General features: G+C 62.2%; 17 protein-coding genes. 6 read left to right on the top strand and 11 right to left on the bottom strand.

The features are described 5' to 3' along the window. Nucleotides 1-52 precede the first annotated feature (52 nt). From hpaX to AWB74_RS14165, 4 genes are all read right to left on the bottom strand, one after another. The gene (hpaX, locus tag AWB74_RS14180; RefSeq protein ID WP_087038997.1) at nucleotides 53-1,444 is read right to left on the bottom strand and encodes a 4-hydroxyphenylacetate permease; all 1,392 of its coding nucleotides are present in this window, start codon (nucleotides 1,442-1,444) and stop codon (nucleotides 53-55) included. A gap of 228 nt (nucleotides 1,445-1,672) precedes the next feature. Beyond that, nucleotides 1,673-2,491 carry a LuxR C-terminal-related transcriptional regulator gene (locus tag AWB74_RS14175; protein WP_061147383.1) on the bottom strand — a complete coding sequence of 273 codons (819 nt, stop codon included), beginning with the start codon at nucleotides 2,489-2,491 and terminating at the stop codon, nucleotides 1,673-1,675. Nucleotides 2,492-2,700: 209 nt separating this feature from the next. Continuing rightward, nucleotides 2,701-3,819, bottom strand: a complete 1,119-nt coding sequence (locus AWB74_RS14170; RefSeq protein ID WP_087038996.1) for a formylglycine-generating enzyme family protein — start codon at nucleotides 3,817-3,819, stop codon at nucleotides 2,701-2,703. Further along, on the bottom strand, nucleotides 3,797-5,500 hold the full coding sequence (locus AWB74_RS14165; RefSeq protein ID WP_061147382.1) for an arylsulfatase: 1,704 nt from the start codon (nucleotides 5,498-5,500) through the stop codon (nucleotides 3,797-3,799). The genes AWB74_RS14170 and AWB74_RS14165 overlap by 23 nt, the downstream gene beginning before the upstream one ends. A 189-nt stretch (nucleotides 5,501-5,689) precedes the next feature. Between AWB74_RS14165 and AWB74_RS14160 the strand changes: the two genes are divergently transcribed. Both AWB74_RS14160 and AWB74_RS14155 read left to right on the top strand, forming a co-directional pair. Beyond that, nucleotides 5,690-6,700, top strand: coding sequence for a LysR substrate-binding domain-containing protein (locus AWB74_RS14160; RefSeq protein ID WP_087038995.1), 1,011 nt, complete (start codon nucleotides 5,690-5,692; stop codon nucleotides 6,698-6,700). 22 nt (nucleotides 6,701-6,722) lie between these two features. Continuing rightward, nucleotides 6,723-7,352, top strand: a complete 630-nt coding sequence (locus tag AWB74_RS14155; RefSeq protein ID WP_061147381.1) for an HAD hydrolase-like protein — start codon at nucleotides 6,723-6,725, stop codon at nucleotides 7,350-7,352. Between the two features lie 17 nt (nucleotides 7,353-7,369). On the opposite strand, the gene AWB74_RS14150 is transcribed toward AWB74_RS14155, so the two are convergent. The 7 genes from AWB74_RS14150 to mhpT all read right to left on the bottom strand — a co-directional run bounded on the left by AWB74_RS14150 (nucleotide 7,370) and on the right by mhpT (nucleotide 15,170). Then, nucleotides 7,370-8,107, bottom strand: coding sequence for an ABC transporter ATP-binding protein (locus tag AWB74_RS14150; RefSeq protein ID WP_061147380.1), 738 nt, complete (start codon nucleotides 8,105-8,107; stop codon nucleotides 7,370-7,372). Between the two features lie 57 nt (nucleotides 8,108-8,164). Next, nucleotides 8,165-9,184 (bottom strand): taurine ABC transporter substrate-binding protein, encoded by a 1,020-nt coding sequence (locus tag AWB74_RS14145; RefSeq protein ID WP_061147379.1) that lies wholly within the window; start codon nucleotides 9,182-9,184, stop codon nucleotides 8,165-8,167. Between the two features lie 25 nt (nucleotides 9,185-9,209). Continuing rightward, nucleotides 9,210-10,061: an ABC transporter permease gene (locus AWB74_RS14140; RefSeq protein ID WP_235024570.1), complete on the bottom strand. Its 852-nt coding sequence runs from the start codon at nucleotides 10,059-10,061 to the stop codon at nucleotides 9,210-9,212. 567 nt (nucleotides 10,062-10,628) lie between these two features. Beyond that, nucleotides 10,629-10,898 (bottom strand): hypothetical protein, encoded by a 270-nt coding sequence (locus tag AWB74_RS47225; protein WP_061147378.1) that lies wholly within the window; start codon nucleotides 10,896-10,898, stop codon nucleotides 10,629-10,631. A 42-nt stretch (nucleotides 10,899-10,940) separates the two neighbouring features. Further along, on the bottom strand, nucleotides 10,941-12,650 hold the full coding sequence (locus AWB74_RS14130) for a tannase/feruloyl esterase family alpha/beta hydrolase (RefSeq protein WP_061147377.1): 1,710 nt from the start codon (nucleotides 12,648-12,650) through the stop codon (nucleotides 10,941-10,943). An 11-nt stretch (nucleotides 12,651-12,661) separates the two neighbouring features. After that, nucleotides 12,662-13,807, bottom strand: a complete 1,146-nt coding sequence (locus tag AWB74_RS14125; RefSeq protein WP_061147376.1) for a porin — start codon at nucleotides 13,805-13,807, stop codon at nucleotides 12,662-12,664. Nucleotides 13,808-13,853: 46 nt separating this feature from the next. Next, complete coding sequence (mhpT, locus tag AWB74_RS14120; protein WP_143749221.1) at nucleotides 13,854-15,170, bottom strand: 3-(3-hydroxy-phenyl)propionate transporter MhpT; 1,317 nt, start codon at nucleotides 15,168-15,170, stop codon at nucleotides 13,854-13,856. A gap of 277 nt (nucleotides 15,171-15,447) precedes the next feature. Between mhpT and AWB74_RS14115 the strand changes: the two genes are divergently transcribed. From AWB74_RS14115 to AWB74_RS14100, 4 genes are all read left to right on the top strand, one after another. Next, on the top strand, nucleotides 15,448-16,287 hold the full coding sequence (locus AWB74_RS14115) for a p-hydroxycinnamoyl CoA hydratase/lyase (protein ID WP_061147374.1): 840 nt from the start codon (nucleotides 15,448-15,450) through the stop codon (nucleotides 16,285-16,287). A gap of 22 nt (nucleotides 16,288-16,309) precedes the next feature. Then, the gene (locus AWB74_RS14110; RefSeq protein ID WP_061147373.1) at nucleotides 16,310-17,761 is read left to right on the top strand and encodes an aldehyde dehydrogenase; all 1,452 of its coding nucleotides are present in this window, start codon (nucleotides 16,310-16,312) and stop codon (nucleotides 17,759-17,761) included. A 113-nt stretch (nucleotides 17,762-17,874) separates the two neighbouring features. Further along, a complete protein-coding gene (locus tag AWB74_RS14105) occupies nucleotides 17,875-19,773 on the top strand; it encodes a feruloyl-CoA synthase (protein WP_061147372.1) in 1,899 nt (632 codons plus the stop codon). 74 nt (nucleotides 19,774-19,847) lie between these two features. After that, nucleotides 19,848-20,345, top strand: a complete 498-nt coding sequence (locus tag AWB74_RS14100) for a MarR family winged helix-turn-helix transcriptional regulator (RefSeq protein WP_061147371.1) — start codon at nucleotides 19,848-19,850, stop codon at nucleotides 20,343-20,345. Nucleotides 20,346-20,359 lie beyond the last annotated feature (14 nt).

Here is a 20,359-nt window from a genome sequence, read left to right as displayed (position 1 = left end):
CGATGCCGCCGTAACGCTATCGGTGTATTTGCCCCGAGTCGGGCAATCCGCATCAACGTGCGTTGCCAGATAGTTCCGCGTCGCGGGAGCGCCTGGACTGAACGGGCAGCACTGCCACCACGATGGCGCCGATCACGAGCAATGCCGCTGCATAGAGCAATCCGGCCGTGAAGCTATGGGTAAGATCCTTCAGCCATCCCACGACCAGGGGATTCAGCGCCGACCCGATGTTGCCGGTCGCGTTGATCACCGCGATCCCCACGGCGCGGGCCCGGAGGCTCAATGCGTGATCAGGGGTGGTCCAGAAGATCGACATGGCGGTGTACGATCCCGCCGACGCGAGGCAGATGCCCGACATCTGAATGACGGGGTTGATGGAATAGGCGGTGCAAAGCCAGCCAGCAGCGGAAAACAGCATCGGCAACATCAGGTGCCATTTGCGTTCCTGCTTGCGATCAGAGCGTCTTCCCCACCAGATCATTGCAACGATCGTGCAGATTTGCGGGATCGCGGCCAGCAGCCCGACGGTCCGGTTGCTCGCGTCAGCGCTGAAGCTTTTGACGATCAGGGGCGTCCAGACGGCAACCATTGCAAGCGTGTTGACCAGACAGAAATAAGCGAGCGCAAATTTGAGGACCGTTGGCGACACGAGTTCGCTGAGAAGGCTTCTTTCTTCGGTGGCGGGCGCATGCGGCACCGGGTCGGCGTTGTGTTCGGCCGCGAGGGTCATCGAAAGCGTGCGCTTCTCATCGGCGGTGAGCCAGTTTGCCTTCTCGGGAACATCACGCAGATAGCCGAATACGACCAGACCCAATATCGCCGAGGGCAGACCTTCGAGACAAAAGAGCCACTGCCATCCTTTGAGGCCAAGCGTTCCATCCAGAGCCAGAATGTATCCCGAGAGTGCGGAGCCGACCGCGGCCGTGACGGGCATCGCGATCATGAACAAAGCGTTGGCCCTCGCGCGATATGCGTTGGGAAACCAATACGTCATGTAAAGCAGGATGCCTGGTAGAAATCCCGCCTCGGTGATGCCGACGAGGATTCGCAACAGGTAAAGCGTTTCCGGACTCGATGCGAACATCGTCGCCGTGGAGGCCAGACCCCAGGCGATCATGATGGTCCCGATCCATTTCCGCGCGCCGATGCGCGCAAGGACGATGTTGCTGGGAATGCCGAACGCGATGTAGGCGATATAAAACAGCGTGGTCGCCAGACCGAACTGAACGCCGGACAGGCCGAGATCCTTCATCATGGTCAGGCCGGCAAAACCGATATTGATCCGGTCCAGGAACGAGAAGAAGAACAGGACGAAGAGAAACCAGAGAAGATGCCGGGAGACCTTGGCGATGACAAGCCGCTCTCGCAGCGAATCATCAGATCCAGCACCGTTCTCCAGGCCGTCAGGAAGCGGACTGCGCTCAGCCAATGGGGTCGTTTCCATACGGGTTGTCTCCAGACTCATCTCTATGTCGAGCGTTGCGGCACTCAATGCAATCGCGTCAGGCTCGTCAGGGCGGCGAGGTATGGCGATGAGTGGAGTATGGAGATTCGCCCGCGCGCGCTGTCCCCAAAATGGGTACGACTTGGCGAGTGAAACGGGTTAGGAAAAACCCTTGGTGTCAGGCATGCAGAAGACCAGGCACGGTCGGAGCGATGACGCAGTGCGTAATCATTCCCGGCTGGTAGCCAGGCACAAGGCAAACAACTGACGCTGGCTCGAAATGCCGAGGCGGCGAAAGGCGCGCTTCTGATAGGTCACGACGCTGGATGCTTTGACGCCCATCAGTTCGCCGATGTCTTTCGCGGTACGACCCTCCAGAACGCCGCAAAGGACATCGAGTTCGCGCTTCGACAGATCGGGGCAGATCCCTCGAATACGCGCCAGCATCAATTGCGGAATGCCGGTCTGAATCTGGCCGCATAGCGCGTAATGATGCCTGGCGGTCTGGGCGATGAGCGGCGCAAAAGCCTCGATCAGCGCGATCTCGTTCGCGTGGAAATGGCCGCGCCTGCGGTCACGGTACAGATTGACCGAGAGCCAGATATCCTGCGAGGGCTGCAGCAGAAGGGAAAGTCGGCCCGAGACGTCCGGCTGGTGATAGCAAGCGGCTCGATACCCTTCGTGAGAGATGTCTTCGATGGCCTGCTGGTGGAGCAAGACGGCAGAATCGGGCTTCCGAGGACGGGCAGACGAGATGATCGTCTGGTTGCCGTCCAACGCGTAGAAAGTCTTGGCGTAGGTATCCGCGACGTTGCTTAAATATCGACCGCCACGGTGGTCTGCGACCGAGACCGTCCGAGGACGATTGTTGAACTCGTAAGCAAAGACGGTGCACTGCGATATGCCTGCGGCATCCCCCAGGAGTTTCAGAACTTCCGCAGCGAACGCGTTCGCGTCGTTAGACCCGATGGCCGATACCAGGCTCGTCGCCCGTGACAGATCCAGATGGCCGGAGAGGTTGGGGCGATCGAGCCGCCATGAGCGCATGATTGGCCTCGGGAAGTGCCGAAACGATAATTTTAAGCGACTCTCTGGCGGAACATCGCTCGCACTTCGCTGGCCACGGCATAAGACTGCCGTCGGTCTGCACTCGCCGTCGGACGTTCGGAAGCCGGCTTCGCGTACTCAGCAGAACCTCCGGGAAAGGACGCATGTTCGTGCGTCGGCTACGCATCGGGGCAGCGGATCTTTGTTCGTCAGTCTCGTTCGCCGCGCGACGAAGTTGCGAAACCCTTGAGGCCGCCTTTTTCCTGATGGGCCGAGTCGGACGATAACCTCCAGACAGTCCTGAACCCGATGTGAATCGTACCTAGCGTCGGATCCTGTGGCTGACGCGATGACGGCCTGTAGCGTACACAGAAATTCGGCGCGCACAAAAACGAGCCGCCCTTGATGACGCGAGCCGGTTGGCGTCCGTCATCGAACGGCGTCGACACTCTGACGACCAGCGGGTTCCGAGCTTCTTCGGCCGGATGCCGATCCGCGTAGACATCTTTCGTCCACTGCCACACATTGCCGACAGGATCGAGCAGTCCATAGCCGTTCGCGGGATAGCAACCCACAGGTGCGCTGTCCTTGTGCCCGTCGCCCGCTTCGTTATGCGCGGGGAAGTCGCCTTGCCAGGTGTTGGCCATGTACCTGCCGCCCACCTTCAATGTGTTGCCCCACGGATAAGTCTCGCTCTCCCTGCCGCCGCGCGCCGCATACTCGTATTCGGCTTCGGTCGGAAGATCATGGCCGAGCCACTTCGCGTAAGCCTGCGCATCGCGATACGTCACCTGCACGACCGGATGATTCTCCTTTCCGGCGATGCCGCTTCCCGGTCCATACGGATGACGCCAGTTCGCGCCCGGCTGGAACCGCCACCATCGGTACGACTGGTCGAACTGCTCGGCGCCGTTCGGCCAGACGAACACCACCGACCCCGGTCGTAGCTGCTCCGCGGGCACGCCGGGAAAATCGGCGGGATCGCGCTGGCGTTCGGCTTCGGTGACGTAGCCGGTCGCGCGCACGAAGATCGCGAACTGCGCGTTCGTCACTTCGTGCGCGTCGATCAGAAAGCCGTCGAGCTTGACCGGCTGCACGTTGCGCTCTTCCGGATAGCCTTCGGTCGATCCCATGCGAAAGCGCCCGGCGGCAATCGCGATCATGCCCGCGCGATTCGGCGCGCCGTTGCGCATCGGGCCGAAGCCTTCGGGCACGCCGCGATAGGCCTCGCACAGCGGCTTGTCCGCCGCCGCGAACGCCGGCGAACCAAGCGCCGCCAGCAAGGCCGCGGCGCACACATGGCGCTTACTGATTCGTGTCGAGTTCATCTTGATAGTAATGCGTGCCGTTGCTGTAGCCGGGGCGGTCGGCGAGACCGGGAATGTCCTGCACGCCGTTCGCGGTCTGATACTGCTCGTAGTCGGCGACGAGTTCCTTGAGTTTCGCGGGATAACGCGCGGCGACATCGTGCAGCTCCGAACGGTCGACGCTCACGCGATACAGCTCCCAGCGGTCCTTGCCCCAGGGCTTGTTCGCATACGCGATCTTCCAGTCGCCCTTGCGCATCGCGCGGCGGCCGTTCAGTTCCCAGCCTTCGGTGAACTGCGTGTGAACCTTGCTGCTCTGACCGGAGAGAAAGCTCACCATCGACGTGCCCTGCATGCGAAACACCGGACGCCCGTCGTATCGGCCATCGGGCGGCTGTACGCCCGCGAGTTGCAGGATCGTCGGTGCGACGTCGGTCACGTGCGCGGGCACGCGGCTGATCTGTCCCGTGCGCGAGGAACGCGGCATCACGACGATGTTCGGCACGGCGATACCGCCCTCATGCGCGAAGGCCTTGTACAGATGCAGCGGCGTCGCGCTGACTTGCGCCCAGCCGGGTCCGTATTCGACGAACGAGCCCTTGCGTCCCGTATTGGCGATGCTGTTGTCCGCGTGACGTTGGATCCAGTCGCGGTCGGCGGCTTCGTCGAGAATGCTGTTGCCGTCCGCGCCGTTGTCCGACATGAAGAAGATCAGCGTGTTGTCGTACTGCCCCGTCGCTTTCAGATGCGCGACGATGCGCCCGATCTGCGCGTCCATCGCCTCGACCATCGCGGCATACACGGCCATGCGCTTCGACTCGATGCGCTGCTGCACCGGTGTCAGCGAACTCCACTTCGGCCATGCGTCGTTGCCTTCATAGGCCTGCATGTCCTTCGGCACGATGCCGAGCGCCTTCATGCGCGCGAGACGCCGGGCGCGGATCGCGTCATAGCCTGCGTCGTACTTGCCCTCGTATTTCGCGATGTATTCGTCGGGCGCCTGCAACGGCCAGTGCGGCGCGGTATAGGCGACATATGCGAAAAACGGCCTGCCGTCGTCCTTGTTGCTGTCGATGTACGACAGCATCTTGTCGGTATAGAACGTGGTCGAATAGAAGTTGTCCGGCAGATCGACGAGCTTGCCGTTCTCGCGATACATCGCTTTCGGCGTCTTGTCGGGATCGGTCGTGATGATGCCGGTCTGGTCGAAGTGGCTCGCGCCGCCCTGAACCATCGCATATGACTGCTCGAAGCCGCGCTGCGCGGGACTGTATTCTTCGGTGAGGCCGAGATGCCACTTGCCGACCATATAGGTGTGATAGCCCGCTTTCTCGAGCAGCGTCGGGAAGGTGACGACCGAATGCGTCAGATAGCCTTCATAGCCCGCGGCGCTGCGTTGTTTCGGCGTCAGCAGTTCGGCCATTCCGCCGAGGCCCACGCGATGATTGTCCACGCCCGACATCAGCATCGCGCGCGTCGGCGAGCAGAACGGCGAGGCATAGAAGTCCGTCATGCGCAGGCCGTTTTTCGCGAGGCGGTCGAGATTCGGCGTGTTGATTTCGCCGCCGAACGCGCCGATGTCCGAGTAGCCGAGATCGTCGGCGACGATCAGCAGCACGTTCGGGCGCTTGTCCGCGGCATGGGCGCCGGACGTCACGAGCATGGCCGATGCGATCGCGCATGCGCTGATGAGGTGCTTCATCGTGTCTCCTTCAATGTCGTTTTGGTCTGAAGCGTCGAAGCTCGCTTTCCGCTCTTCATATGTTTGTCTTCACGCTTTCCTGCATCCGGATAGCACCGAAGCATGCTCAATTGTGTAGCGATCTACGATACGATTCGATGAAAGATGAGCGTTGATTGATAACCGTGCGGTAATGGATGGGAGAACAAGATGGCTGCTGCGAAAAGACCGTCCGTACCGCTTCCCGACGTGGTGCCGACCGGCGCCTCCCGCGGTCGTATCGAACATTTGCCAAACGTGTTGCGCAGGCTTCGGATACGAGATCTGGAGACGCTCGACTGGCTCGGGCGCCATCGCAGCTTTGCGCGTACGGCAGAAGAAGCGTCGATCACGCAACCGGCGCTATCGAAGTGGCTGCGCGAACTGGAGGACACGCTGGGCCTGCCGCTGTTCGAGCGCACCTCGCGGCGTGTTGCGCCCACGGCATATGGCGAAGCAATGCTCGACTGCGTCGCGCGCATCCTCACGGACCTGCGAACGATTCAGCCTGCATTCGATGCATTGAAGCGCGGCACGAGCCTGCCATTGAAGCTCGGCATGCTGCCGTATATTTCCATGCGCCTGTTGCCGGGTGTGATCGAGTATCTGGCAGAACATGCACCCACGCAGCAGATCAACTACACGGAAAACACGCTCGACCATTTACTGCCGTTGATGCAGCGCCGTGAACTTGATATGGTCGTTTGCCGGCTCGAGTCAGCGGTGCTGACCGCAGGCTTTTCCATCACGGAACTGTACAGCGACGAGATTTTGGTGGTTGCGCCGAAACATCATCCGCTGCATCGGCACAGTCGCGTCACCTGGCGCGACGCGGCCGCCTGGCCGTGGATCGTGCCGTCGATGGGTTCTCCTATGCGAACTGCTCTCGAAGTCGAATTCGCGAATGCGGGCGTCGCTGCGCCGCACGTGTTGATGGAATCGACATCGCATCTGACCAACTGCGCCGTGGCGCGGCGCGTGCCGTGCCTGTTCGTTTCGACGCGCTTGCGGCGCGGCGAAACGGATTTGAATGGGGAACTTCAGCAACTGCCGTTGAAGGTGTCGACGGCAGTGCAGCGCATCGGTGCGTTGACAGTCGAGCCGCAAAGCACAGCGGTGTCCGCGGTGTTAGCGGCGCTGCAGGCGGCTAGCCGGGAGTCGGTGCCCGCGCAGGCGAAGTGACACGCCGATTTACGCCTCCCTCATGTACACGCTGATCTTCGACCTCGATGGAACCCTGAGCGATCCGATGCCCGGCTTCAGCCGCTCGATCAATCACGCGCTCCTATCGTCGGGGTTTCAGCCATGCCACGAGCGGGAGTTGGCGCGCTACGTCGGCCCGGACATCGAGGAGACTTTCCGGGCGCTCACCGGCGCCGCCGATTCCGTAGTCCGCATGCTGGTTGGTCTGTATCGCGAGCGCTATGAAGCTGTGGGCTTCTCGGAGAATGCGCTTTACCCTGGGATCACGACGGCACTCGACACGTTGTCCCGGCACGGGATTCCGTTGGGCGTGTGCACGTCCAGGCGGCTGGAGATGGCGAATCGCATTCTCCGGGCGCTCGAAGTACGCGACCGTTTTTACTTCGTCAGTGGTGGCAATGCGGCGGTGAACAAGCAGCAGCAACTGAGCCAGTTGCTGGCCGCGGATGTCATCGATTCGACTGCCCTGATGATTGGAGACCGCGCAGGGGATCTGCTCGGCGCCCACGCGAACGGGCTCCGATCGGTCGGCGTGTTGTGGGGGTACGGCTCGCGATCGGAACTGCAAGCGCAGTCGCCGCTGCGCTTGCTAGACCACGTCGGCGATCTGACCGATCTGCTGACTCGATGACCGCGCCGCCTGCAGACTCAATGCGCGAGAATGCCCATCGCCTGCTTTTTCAGTTCCAGAAAGTGCGGCTCGAAAGCGACTTGCGGCGTGCGGGGACGCTCCAGTTCGATCGGCACGTCGAGCGCGACCCGGCCCGGTCTTGACGACAGCACGACGAGACGCGTGCCGAGAAAGATCGCTTCGTCGATGTCATGCGTGATGAAGACGATGGTGCAATGCAACTGGTCCCATAGCGAGGTCAGGAATGTCTGCATCGCGGCGCGCGTCTGCGCATCCAGCGCGCCGAAGGGCTCGTCCATCAGCAAGACCTTTGGCTTCATGACGAGCGCCCGCGCGATCGCCACACGCTGCTGCATCCCGCCGGATAGCTCATAGGGTTTATGCCGCGCGAAGTTTTCGAGACCGATGGTGCGCAGGATGTCGGCGGAGGCCCTTCGGCGTTCGGCCTTGGAAACCGAATGAAGGGAAAGACCGAACTCGATATTTTCCTCGACGGTGAGCCACGGGAACAATCCGGCCTGCTGGAATACGACGACGCGGTCTTCGCCTGGCTGATCCTTGATCTCGCCATCGATATAGATGTTGCCCTTGGAGGGCGATGTCAGACCGGCCAGAAGATGCAGCAAGGTCGTCTTGCCGCAGCCGGAAGCCCCGAGCACGGTGACGAACTCGCCGCCCTGGAACTGCAGATTGATGTTCTCGAGGGCGGAGGTTCCGCCAAAGGTCTTGTAAAGGGAATCGATTAGGATAGTCAAGTCCGTCTCCTGCCTGGCGAGTAAGTTCTCAGCAGCTCAGCGACTCAGTGCAGCGACTCAATGAGCCAGCGATTGCGAATATTGCGGCGCGACATTGGCCTCGAAGTTCGACGGCACCGTCTGAATGCGTCCGATCGAGTTGAGTACCTTGGCGGTATTCACCAGCGTTTCATACGTCGCCGATGTTTTTACGCCGGCGCCCGAGCCCATTACTTTGGGCGTGGTCTGATCGGCTCCTGAAAACAACTCGTAGCCCGCCAGCTCGCTTTTCGCGACGTCCACCGTGACCCCCGTCTGGCGAGCCATCTCGGCGATCGCCTTATCCGGGTTCTTCTGCGTTATCTGATATCCCTCGTCGAGTGCGCCGACGAAACCGCGTACGAGGTCCGGGTGAGCCTTCGCCCAGTCGGCGTTGGCGATGCAGACGTTGTAGCTGGACGCGCCGCGCGGCAGATCGCCGTCGGTCTTGATTGCCTTCCCGCCCGCCGCGCGCAACGCACTGAACACGGGATCCCACACGATGGCCGCGTCGATCGCGCCCGTCACCCACGAGGTGCGCATCTGCGGCGGCGCCATATTGATCTGGGTCACGGACGTGTACGGCACGTGTGCCTCGGCGAGAAACGTCGCCAGTTCGAAGGACGCCTGCGAGCCCGCGACGATCGCGATCTTCTTGCCCTGCAGACCCGCGACGTCGTGGATGCCGCTTTCGGGCTTGACCACGATGCCGGCCGCATTCGTATACCGTTCCTGGTTGTACACGATCGTCATCGGCAAGCCCTGTGCGATCGCGGTGACGAGCGGCGGGACGCCGAGGCCGCACATGAACGACAGGCTGTTCGACGCCAGCGCGCTCATGGCCGCCGGTCCCGAACTGAAGAGCTTGTACTCGACCTCCGCATTCATGTGATGTTCGAACAGGTGCTCCGCCATCGACACCATGTATGGGTCGGCGCCGTTGTCCTCGTAGCCGATGATGACTTGCGGCTTGCTCTGCGCACAGGCCGCGCCGGCGATCAGGAAGCTGCAGGCAAGTACGGCTGCGGTCGCGGCTCGATTGAGGTGTTTCGTCTTCATGTCTGGTCTCCTCTGATGGTTGGTTTCAGTCATTTCCGCGCCAGGGCACGATCCAGTTCTCGAGTTTGCGAATCACCAGCTCCATGGCGTAGCCGATGACCCCGATAATGACGATGCCCACGATGACAACGGCAACCTGCAGCGCTTGCCCGGCGAACTGCACGAGCCAGCCCAGCCCGCTGCTGGCGGCGATCAGTTCGGCCGCGACCAGGCAGGTCCAGGCCACGCCGATTCCCACGCGCATCGAGGTGAAGATCTCGGGCATCGCTGAAGGCAGGACGATCTTGCGGAATATTTGCGCATTGGTGGCACCCAGGGTGCGGGCCACCGCGATACGCAGCGGCGGCGTGCTTTTGACGCCCGACATGGTGCCGATGATGATGACCGGGATGGTGCCGACGAGAATCAGAATGGCCTTCGGCAATTCTCCGATGCCGAACCACACCACCAGAAGCGGGATATACGCGAGCGGCGGCACCGGACGGATGAACTGCAGCAATGGGTCGATGATGTCGAAAATGATCTTGCTGCGGGACATCAGAAGGCCGATCGGAACGCCGATCGCGACCGCGCCGACGAAGCCGATGATGATGCGAAAGCAGCTGATCAGAATGTCGCTGATCAGCGACTGGCCGCCATATCCGTTGCGCAGAATATCGATGAACGCTTGCCAGACGGCCACCGGCGAAGGCAGCGCGAACGCAGGAAAGACTCCCGCCATCGATATCGCCTGCCACACCAGGACCGATATGATCAGCACGGCGCCGGTCAGCCAATAAGAATTCATGCTTGAGCGTGCGCGACGCTGTTTGACCTCCGGCTTGCGCTGCGCCGTGGAAGGCTCGATGGTCTTGCCGTGGTCGAGTAGGGCTCTCACTCTCACTGCCGTCTCCTCAGTTCCAGATTCGAATGCCCGGGACGCGGAATGCGCTTCGACGTGCCGTCCGTCGCGCAAACCTGTGAATCACACGGGCCGCCAGGTGCTGATACATCCCGTAAAAGGAAGCTATCCAAGAACACAAGAACAGAGAGCGGTTTCGAGTCCCGGAACGGTACGCAAAAGCTCTGCTGACCAAAAGTACAGTCAGTGGCGGCACGCGCCGGTTTCAGGCTTTCGCCGGACACTCGATTGCAATCTCGCCGGTTTAGTCAAGCATCGTCAAACAATAAGCTACCCGGTAGTGCCAGGCTAAAGGATCTGATGGGTCCAGATATCGAAGTCGCGCACCGCCTGATGCCTTCGCTCCGAGACCGACGATGCGCTGGAAATGGTGAGGCAGACTAGTGTCCGGGGCGGCCACCGCAGGCTTGCTCCACGATGGGGCACCGGGAGCACGCGGCGGCGAGCCACGGCAGCGGGGTTGGCGGCCGCGCATCCTTGGCAAGAGCGGATATTTGCCATGCCGAGGCGAAAGAATGTCGCATGGGCCGCCGGCGGGGTTCCTCATTTCGCCGCCGGCGGCGTGTCAGGAATGCCCGAACCGGCCGAAGAGCGCCCCACGCGCGTGAGCGGCATTTCGGGAAGCACCAGGTTGGGGCCGGGGCGCCGTTCGTCGGCGAGCGCGCCGAGCGCGGTACGAAGCGCGGGCGCGGTTTCGCCAGGCTGCACGGTCGACACCGGCAGCGTGAGCGCAAGTAACATCAGGCCGAGGCCGATTGATGCGCGGCCGATGTCGCCGTTGCGCGAACCCTTGCCTTTCTCGAACAGCGCCATGCCGATCAGCGTTCAGAAGGGCGGTCCCCGCTGACAAGCTCGTCAACTGCAGGCGAAGCTCGATGCCGAGTTGATATCGCCGCCCTTGTAGCGCGCGACCTTGGGATAAGCGCACAGCGGCCGAGTGCGATTTGCGCCCCATTCAGCAGGCACTTCCGAGTTGGGTATGGCGTTGCTCGCATCGCGCGCGGTGGCCACGACGCTATCGGGCGCCTTGCCTTGCTCGACCCACGCAATCATCGGCGTCAGCATGTCGAACTGATCTGCGGCAGGACCACCGGAGCAGTGATTCATACCCGCAACGGTGTACAGGCGCGCGAAATTGCTCGCATCGCCACCGTTGGCCGTCATGAGTCGCTGATACCAGTCCGTCGTGTCGTTGGACGAGAAAACCGGATCGCTCGTGCCGTGATAGACGATCAGCTTCGCGCCCCGGTTCTTCAGTACCGACAGATTCGTTTCGTCAGGCGGCGTCATGAACGACCACGACGACTCGCCGTAGACGCCGCTCGTCGCAAAGATCTTGGGCGCGTCGGTGTCCATGCTGAAGTTGAGCGCGTAGGCCGACAACTGGCTGAGTACGGATGCACTTTGCGGTGCTGTCGTAAACGTGAAGGCCGCAGCGCCGGGATCGAGCGTGATCGAATTGCTTTGCTTCCACTGCGCCCAGCCCGAACCGCTGATGCCCGCGTCGTACGGAAAGCTCGCATAGAGAGCGGTGCCGGCGCTGTTGTGCGCGCCAGAGAATACATTGCCGAGCGCGTCCTTTTGCGCGCTGGTGAGACAGGAGCCGTCGCGCGTGTTGCCCGAGCAGGTCGGGACATCTCGCGCGAGATCGAAGTTCGCCTGACAGGCCTTGATGTCATGCACCATGCCATCGGCGGCTCCATCGAGCGCATCGCATTTGGCAATGATGTGCGACGCAACCATTTGCCGCTCTGCCGCCGACAGTCCTGTCGTAATGTCGGGGAGTCCGCTTGTCGTCTTCGCCGTCGCGACCCTGGCGAATTGCTGCGCGCTCCACATTTCGCCGATTGCAGCCTTTGGCAGATGAACACCCGGATCGCCTGCAATGATGCCGTCGTAATCGGCGGCGTAGCGCGCCGCTGCGACCATCGAGTGACGGCCGCCGTTCGAGCATCCTTCGAAATAGCTGCGGTCCGGGCCTTTGCCGTAGGCCGTCTTGATGACCTGCTTGGCCATCGGCGTCAGTTTGGCTACGGCCTGATAGCCATAGTCGAGCCGCGCCTGAGGATCGAGCCCGAATAGCGGATTCTGCGAGGATGAATGCCCCGCGTCCGAACTGATGACCGCAAAGCCCATGTTGAGCGCATTGTCGAGCGGACCGCCGCCACTGATGACGCCGGTCGCGGGCACGATGTTGCCGTCGAGGCCGCCGTTTGCCTGATAGAAAAAGCGTCCGTTCCAAGCCAGCGGCAAACGCATTTCGAAGCCTATCGCGTAAGTCTTCCCGTCGACGGAACTTATGTGCTGACCCATCGTGCCTTCGATAACGCAATGTTCCGGCACGGACTTGCCCCCGATGGTCAGCGTGCCCGCAGGTACATCCTTGACTGACGTATAGGTCGTATTGGCGAAGGCGAGCTTCGCTGCAAGCGCGTCGCAAGTGCCCGCGAGACTGGCAGGGCTCGCGGCGCTCAATTGCGGCAGTGACGGGCTCTGATCGTCCGAGCTGCCTCCGCATGCCGCCACCATCGTAGAAACGAGTGCTGTAATCATCGATTTTTTCATGGGATGCCTCCTCAGAACGAATGCCGTACGCCGATCATTGCGCCGGTCTGTCCGACGCCGGCCGCGGGGGTCGTGCCGCCACCACCGCCGCTCACCGAGTAGCGCGCCTTCGCGCTGTTGGCGAGATACGAAGCCTGTGCATAGACGGCCGTGCGCTTGGACAACTGATAGGTCGTGCGCAGCGTTCCCATCGTTGCGCGCGTGTCATGGTCGCTATTCACGATGCGATAGACTTCGCCGTCGACGATGAACGCAGGCGTCACGAAATACGACGCTCCCACGAAGAAGAGATCAGAACGTGCATTGGGAATGGCGGGCGAATCGGTGACGACCCGGCGTCCGAGCCAACCCAGTCCGATCTTGGCGCCCGAATATTGCGCATAGGCGCTCACATGCGTGCGCGCATCCTTGTCGGCCGCACTGAGGAGCGGAGTCGGTGTTACGCCGTCGAAGAAGTTCGCTGCGGCGGTCGCTCCACCGCGTTCCTCTTCATACGAAGCGGCCGCACCAAAGTACTGCGCTTCGTATTTGAGCATGACGGACCAGTCGCGGCACTCGGTTCCATGTCCAGGCACCGAGCCCACGCAAGAGCCCTGTCCCGGCGAGTTATTGCCGGCTGCATCGCGGCCGAAGGAATAGCCGGCACCGAGCGTCACGCCGCGATAGGTGCCCATGTAGGTAACGCTGTTGTCAGCACGGGCGTTCGGCACGTACGCGTCGAGCGAGCCCATACCGTAGATGTCCGGGCCGATGACGTCCGCGTTCATCAACGCGAGATACGTCATGGTGTACTGTCGCCCGAAGGCTACCGTGCCGTAGGGGCTCTTGACGCCGACGAACGCTTGCCGCCCAAATAGACGTCCGCCTTGACCGAGGCTTCCATCGCGTAAGTTGAACCCGCTCTCCAACGTGAACACGGCGCTATACCCACCGCCGAGATCTTCCGCGCCGCGCAGTCCCCAACGTGAAGGAAATTCGCCGGTGACAGCCGGCATGCGGAATACCGCATCGCCTGCCGCGTTTGCGTGCGACACGTATTCGATGCCCGTATCGACGATGCCGTAAAGCGTGACGCTCGATTGCGCTGCTGCGCTTGCTGCGAACGCGAGCAGCACGCCGCCCAAAAACAGATTCTTTTTATGTCGACTCGCTTGCATAGTCTCTCCAAACCAATATGTCGTTGTGATGGGTCGTTGTGTGGGTTCAGTCGGTCACGCGCGGGCGGCGGATCAGCATCAGCGCCGCGACTGCCGCGATCAGGGTGACGGGAATGCTGGCGCCGATGACGACGGATGCGCTGCGTCCCATGGCGAGCAATTGCCCCGCGGCGAGCGGGCCGACGACGGAGCCCACGCGTCCGACCGCGACGGCCGCGCCGACGCCCGTGCCACGCATCGAGGTCGGATAGAAGGCGGCGGACAGCGCATACAGCACCGATTGCCCGCCGATCACGAACATGCCCGCGAAAAACGCAGATATGGCGAGCCCCGCCAATCCGGGAGCCATCGAAAGCGCGGCGAGCGACGCGATGATGCCGAGATACATGCCCGAGACGACGATGCCGCCGCGCAAGCGGTCCATCAGCATGCCGATGAAGAGCGCGCCGAGGCCGCCGCCGATGTTGAAGAAGATCTGCACCATGCCCACTTCGGCGCGTCCGAGGCCGCGCGCGGCCATCAGAGAGGGCAGCCAGTTGAGCAGGAAGTAAAGGACGATCAGCGTGCAGAAATAGCTGACCCAGATTTGCGTCGTCGAAGGGGCGCGGTGTTCGCCGAACAGCACTTGCATGACAGGCTCGGGCTTGCCCGTCGCGCCATGCGTGGCGTGACTGAAGGCTTTCGACTCGGGCAGAAACGCAAAAAGCAGCGGCACGAGCACGAGCGGTCCCGCACCGCCGACGTAGAAAATGTGGCGCCACTCGATGTCGCCCGCACTCACCATGCCGATGATCGAAGCGATCACGCCGCCGAACGGGATGCCGCAATACATCACGCTCACCGCCGTGTTGCGCGCCCTGGGCGGCACGGCTTCCGAAGACAGCGCGATGAGATTGGGCAAGGCGCCGCCGAGTCCGATTCCAGTGAGCACGCGAACGGCGACGAGCGCGTTGAAGCTCGTGACGAGCGCGGTCGCGATCGACAGCAGTCCAAAAATGGCCGCGGAGAGAATCAGTACACGTTTGCGTCCGATCCGATCGGCGAGCCGGCCGCCGAACATCGCGCCGGGCAGAAGACCGAAGGTTCCGGCGCTGAAAGCGAGACCCATCTGCGCGACGGACAGGCCGAATTCACGCGCCATGCGCGGCGCGGCTACACCGACCGACTGCAAGTCGAGTCCTTCGAGCAACGCGATGGCGAAACAAAGACCCAAGGTGACGAGCGTGCCGCTGCTCGCGATGGATCGTGAGCTCATGCCGTCTCCTGGCAATGCTGTTCTGGTGGTTTTCATGTCGGTTATTCGATCGGTGACGTTCGGCTGTTGATCAGGCTTCCTGATATCGAGCGCGAAAAAAATGGACATCTGCTGTCCGGGCTGGATGGGCGTATTTCATATCAGGTCACCTGATTCACGCAAGCCAAATGAGTTCGGTGAATACCCTATGTGAGATGGGAACGCCTGCGCACCTCGCATTACGTGATGGTCAAGGGTTTTCACCAAGTACGCGGTGCTTGTTTTATCAGGTTACTTGATACTAAAATTGATCTCAGGTTACCTGATATGTGAATGGTCTCGCCCGGCGGTGGCCCGATCAGGGAGCACACTCACACTTTGCGCCGCGAGGCGCCGGAGAAAACGCATGGCAAGCTACGAAGGACGCTGGAAAACCGTTGATGTCAAAGTGGAATCGGGCATCGCCTGGGTGATGTTCAATCGCCCGGAAAAGCGCAATGCCATGAGCCCTACGCTCAACAGCGAGATGATTCAGGTGCTCGAGACACTCGAACTGGATGCGGATGCACGCGTGCTGGTGCTGACCGGTGCGGGCGACGCCTGGACCGCCGGCATGGATCTGAAGGAGTATTTCCGCGAAGTGGATGCAGGCCCGGAAATTCTTCAAGAGAAGATCCGCCGCGACGCCTGTCAGTGGCAATGGAAGCTTCTGCGCATGTACGCAAAGCCGACCATTGCGATGGTGAACGGCTGGTGCTTCGGCGGCGGTTTCTCGCCGCTCGTCGCATGCGATCTCGCCATTGCGGCGGACGAAGCGGTCTTCGGCCTGTCTGAAATCAACTGGGGCATTCCGCCGGGCAACCTGGTGAGCAAGGCAATGGCCGATACGGTGGGTCATCGTCAGGCGCTGCATTACATCATGACGGGCGACACTTTTACCGGTCCGGAAGCCGCGGCGATGGGTCTCGTCAACAAGAGCGTGCCGCGTGCGCAGTTGCGCGATGAAGTCGTGAAGCTTGCGGAAAGGCTGCTGGAGAAGAATCCGGTGGTTCTTCGCGCGGCCAAACACGGCTTCAAGCGCTCCCGCGAACTGACGTGGGAACAGAATGAGGACTACCTCTACGCGAAGCTCGATCAGGCGCTCCTGCGCGATCCGGAGCAGGGCCGTGCGGAGGGCCTGAAGCAGTTCCTCGACGAGAAATCGATCAAGCCGGGTCTGCAGGCGTACAAGCGCACGGAACAGTAAGCGCCTTTCAGGAGACAGCACCGTGAACGAAGTAAGCATGTTGATCGGCGGGCAGGATCGCGCCGCATCGAATGGGGCGACATTCGACCGCCTCGATCCTGTGGCAGGGGCAGTGGTCTCGCGCGCACCGGCCGCCACGCCCGAAGACGCCGATGCCGCCGTCGAAGCCGCCGCTCGCGCATTCCCTGCGTGGTCGGCGCTGACGCCCTCGGAGCGTCGCGCGCGCTTGCTCAAGGCCGCGGACATCATGGATGCGCGCACCGGCGACTTCATCGCGGCGGGCGTTCCGGAGACGGGCGCGATGGCGAACTGGTACGGTTTCAACGTCCATCTCGCCGCGAACATGCTGCGCGAAGCGGCGGCGATGACCACCCAGATCGACGGCAGCGTGATTCCCGCCGACATGCCCGGCAATCTCGCGCTCGCGGTGCGTCAGCCATGCGGGGTCGTGCTCGGCATCGCGCCGTGGAATGCGCCGGTGATTCTCGGCACACGCGCCATCGCAATGCCGCTCGCGTGCGGCAACACCGTCGTGCTCAAGGCATCGGAAGTGTGTCCGGCGGTGCATCGCATGATCGGCACCGTGCTCCAGGAGGCGGGGCTTGGCGAGGGCGTCGTCAACGTCGTGACGAACGCGCCCGAGGACGCCGCGGTCATCGTCGAGCGGTTGATCGTGCATCGCGCGGTGCGCCGCGTGAACTTCACGGGGTCGACTCACGTCGGACGCATCATCGCCATGCATGCGGCAAAACACCTGAAGCCCGCGCTGCTGGAACTCGGCGGGAAGGCGCCCGCGCTCGTGCTCGACGATGCGGATCTCGATGCGGCGGTCGAGGCCATCGCGTTCGGCGCTTTCTTCAATCAAGGACAAATCTGCATGTCGACGGAGCGCATCGTTGCGCATCGCAGTATCGCGGATGAACTGGTCGAGAAGCTTGCGGCGAAGGCGCGTACGCTCGTTGCGATGTCGCCGACCACTGCGGGCGCGAAGCTCGGCGCGCTTGTCGATGCGAAAGCCGCGCAACGCATTGCGATGCTGATCGAGGACGCACGCAGCCACGGCGCAAAGATCCGCGCAGGCGGCCCGATCGACGGCGCGATCATGCAGCCGACCATCGTCGATGAAATCACGCGCGACATGAGGCTTTACGCGGAGGAATCGTTCGGACCGGTGGTAACGGTGCAGCGTGTCGAAAGCGACGACGAAGCGGTGGCCGTGGCGAATGACAGCGAGTTCGGATTGTCGGCGGCCGTGTTCAGCCGCGACATTGCGCGTGCGTTGAATGTCGCGAAGCGTGTCGAATCGGGCATCTGCCATATCAACGGTCCGACGGTGCACGACGAAGCGCAAATGCCTTTTGGCGGCGTGAAGGGGAGCGGCTATGGCCGCTTCGGCAGCAAGGCGTCGATCGCGGAATTCACCGATCTGCGTTGGATCACGGTTCAGACGGGCGAGCGGCACTATCCCATCTGATTCAGCGCGCAACCACACATCAATCCAGAGGCAAACGCCGTGAAGGCGAAGAGCGTACTCGCGCGTCATGCAATGCGCGGGACGATGCCGGGGACATTCAGCGGAGACTATCAGTGAACTTCGAGCCGACTCGAGAAAGAGGCGAAGAAGCGCGGGATCTGGCAAACCTGCCGCATCGCGAGGTGCGCATCGGGAGGCCGGGTATCGACGTGCGTCAGGACGGCGATATCTGCTATATGAGCACGCGAGAGCCGCTCGGAAGCTATCCGGAGCGATTCACGGACAGGCTCGTGAGCGGCGCGAAAGCACACCCTGAACGCTTGCTCGTCGCGCGCCGCGATGCGAGTGGTGCGTGGAGCGGCATCAGCTATGCACGGATGCTGGAGCGTGCGCGGGCCATCGGACAGGCGCTGATCGATCGGAAGCTCTCAGCCGAGCGGCCTGTCGCGATTCTCTCAGGCAATGATCTCGAACACCTGCAGGTTGCCCTCGGCGCGATGTGGGCCGGCGTGCCGTACGCGCCGATCTCGCCGGCATACTCGCTGGTGTCGAGCGATTACGGCAAGCTGCGTCATACGCTGGAGCTGCTGAAACCCGGCCTCGTCTTCGCGACTGACGGGGACGCGTTCGCCGCTGCGATCGATGCCGTGGTGCAGGACGATGTCGAAGTCGTGTGCGCGTCCGGAACGTGCGCGCGGGCGTCGTCATCGTTCGATGATCTGATCGCGACGCCGCCCACGACCGTCGACGACGCGCAGCGCGCGGTGCGACCGGACACTATCGCGAAGTTCCTGTTCACGTCAGGATCGACGAAGCTGCCCAAGGCCGTGCCGACGACGCATCGCATGTTGTGCAGCAACCAGCAGATGCTGCTCGAGACGTTCCCCGCGTTCGCCGATGAACCGCCGGTTCTGGTCGACTGGCTGCCGTGGAATCACACGTTCGGCGGCAGTCACAACGTCGGTATCGCGTTGTATAACGGTGGAACCATTTATATCGATGACGGCAAGCCGGTTCCCGGCAAGTTCGCGGAAACGCTACGCAATCTGCGCGAGATCGCGCCGACGATTTTCTTCAACGTGCCGAAGGGATGGGAAGAACTGACGGCTGCGCTCGAAACCGATGTGCAGCTACGCGAGACCTTCTTCTCGCGCGTCAAGGTGTATTTCTTCGCAGGTGCAGGGCTTTCGCAGTCAGCATGGGACCGGCTCGAACAGGTGACGGCGCGCTACTGCGGCGAACGCATCCGGATCATGGCGGGACTCGGTATGACGGAGACATCGCCGTCGTGCTTGTTCACGACGGGTTTGATCATGCGAGCCGGATACGTGGGTGTCCCGGCCCCTGGCTGCGACGTCAAGCTGGTCCCGGTGGCGGGGAAGCTGGAAGCGCGGTTTCGCGGCCCGCATGTCATGGCGGGTTACTGGCGCATGGAAGGGCGCCACGCTGCGCAGAGCTTCGACGAAGAAGGCTACTACTGCAGCGGCGATGCCCTCAGGTTCGTCGATGAGAACCGGCCAGAGCTGGGACTCATGTTCGATGGCCGCATCGCTGAGGACTTCAAGCTCAGTTCCGGGACGTTCGTAAGCGTCGGGCCCATGCGCGCCCGTATCATCTCCGAAGGCGCGCCGTACGTTCAGGACGTCGTCATCACGGGGATAAATCGTGACGACGTTGGCGCGCTGGTCTTTCCGAGGTTCGACGAAATTCGAAAGCTCGCGAGCCTGTCGCCCGATGCGAGCGCGAGCGATGTCGCCCAGGCGCCCGCGGTCCGCGAGTTTTTCGTGGCATTGCTTGCACGCCTGAACCGGCAGGCGACGGGCGGCGCGAACACCATCGCCCGCATGCGCTTGCTCGAAGCTCCGCCGTCGCTCGATCGCGGGGAAATTACGGACAAAGGCTCGATCAATCAGTCGGCCGTGCTGACACATCGCGCGGCGATCGTCGATGCCTTATACGATTCATGTCGACCTGATTCGCAGGTGATCCTCGCCCGGGGCGTGAGCAGTTGAAAGAGCACATTGACAAGTCGGAGCGCGCCGACGCGGTAACATTGGCAACTTCACTAGCTCCGTCAAGCGTTGCGATGCCGACCAAAGCGCCAGCAAAAAAAGCCCCGTCGTCGACCAAACCCGCCCAAAGCGGGTCGGGCCCGCGCAAGGCTCAGGCGCGGCCGCGCCTGACTTATCTCGTTGGGAGTCTCGACCGCATCCTGCGCCGCAAGATGACCGAGGCGCTTGCACCGGTCGGACTTACGCTCGCGCAGTTTACGGCGCTGTCGGTGCTCGACGCGCGCGGGCAGGCATCGAATGCGCAGCTCGCCGAGCGATCCTTCATCACGCCGCAATCCGCCAATGAAGTGATGAGTGCGATGTCGGCGAGAAAATGGATCACGCGCGAGCCGGACCCTGATCACGGGCGCATCGTCCTGCTACGTCTGACCGACGAAGGACGCGCGGTATTGCGGCAGGGCACGGACGTCGTGCGTTCGCTCGAAAACCAGATGCTCCACAATATCCAGGCATCCGACGCGACGCTCGTTCAGAACTGTCTCGAGCTCTTCGCGCGTAATCTGCGCGGCTGAGATCAGGCACTTCG

It is taken from the genome of Caballeronia arvi (assembly GCF_001544695.2).
Classification (GTDB): Bacteria; Pseudomonadota; Gammaproteobacteria; order Burkholderiales; family Burkholderiaceae; genus Caballeronia; species Caballeronia arvi.
This window is presented reverse-complemented; position numbering and strand designations above follow the sequence as displayed.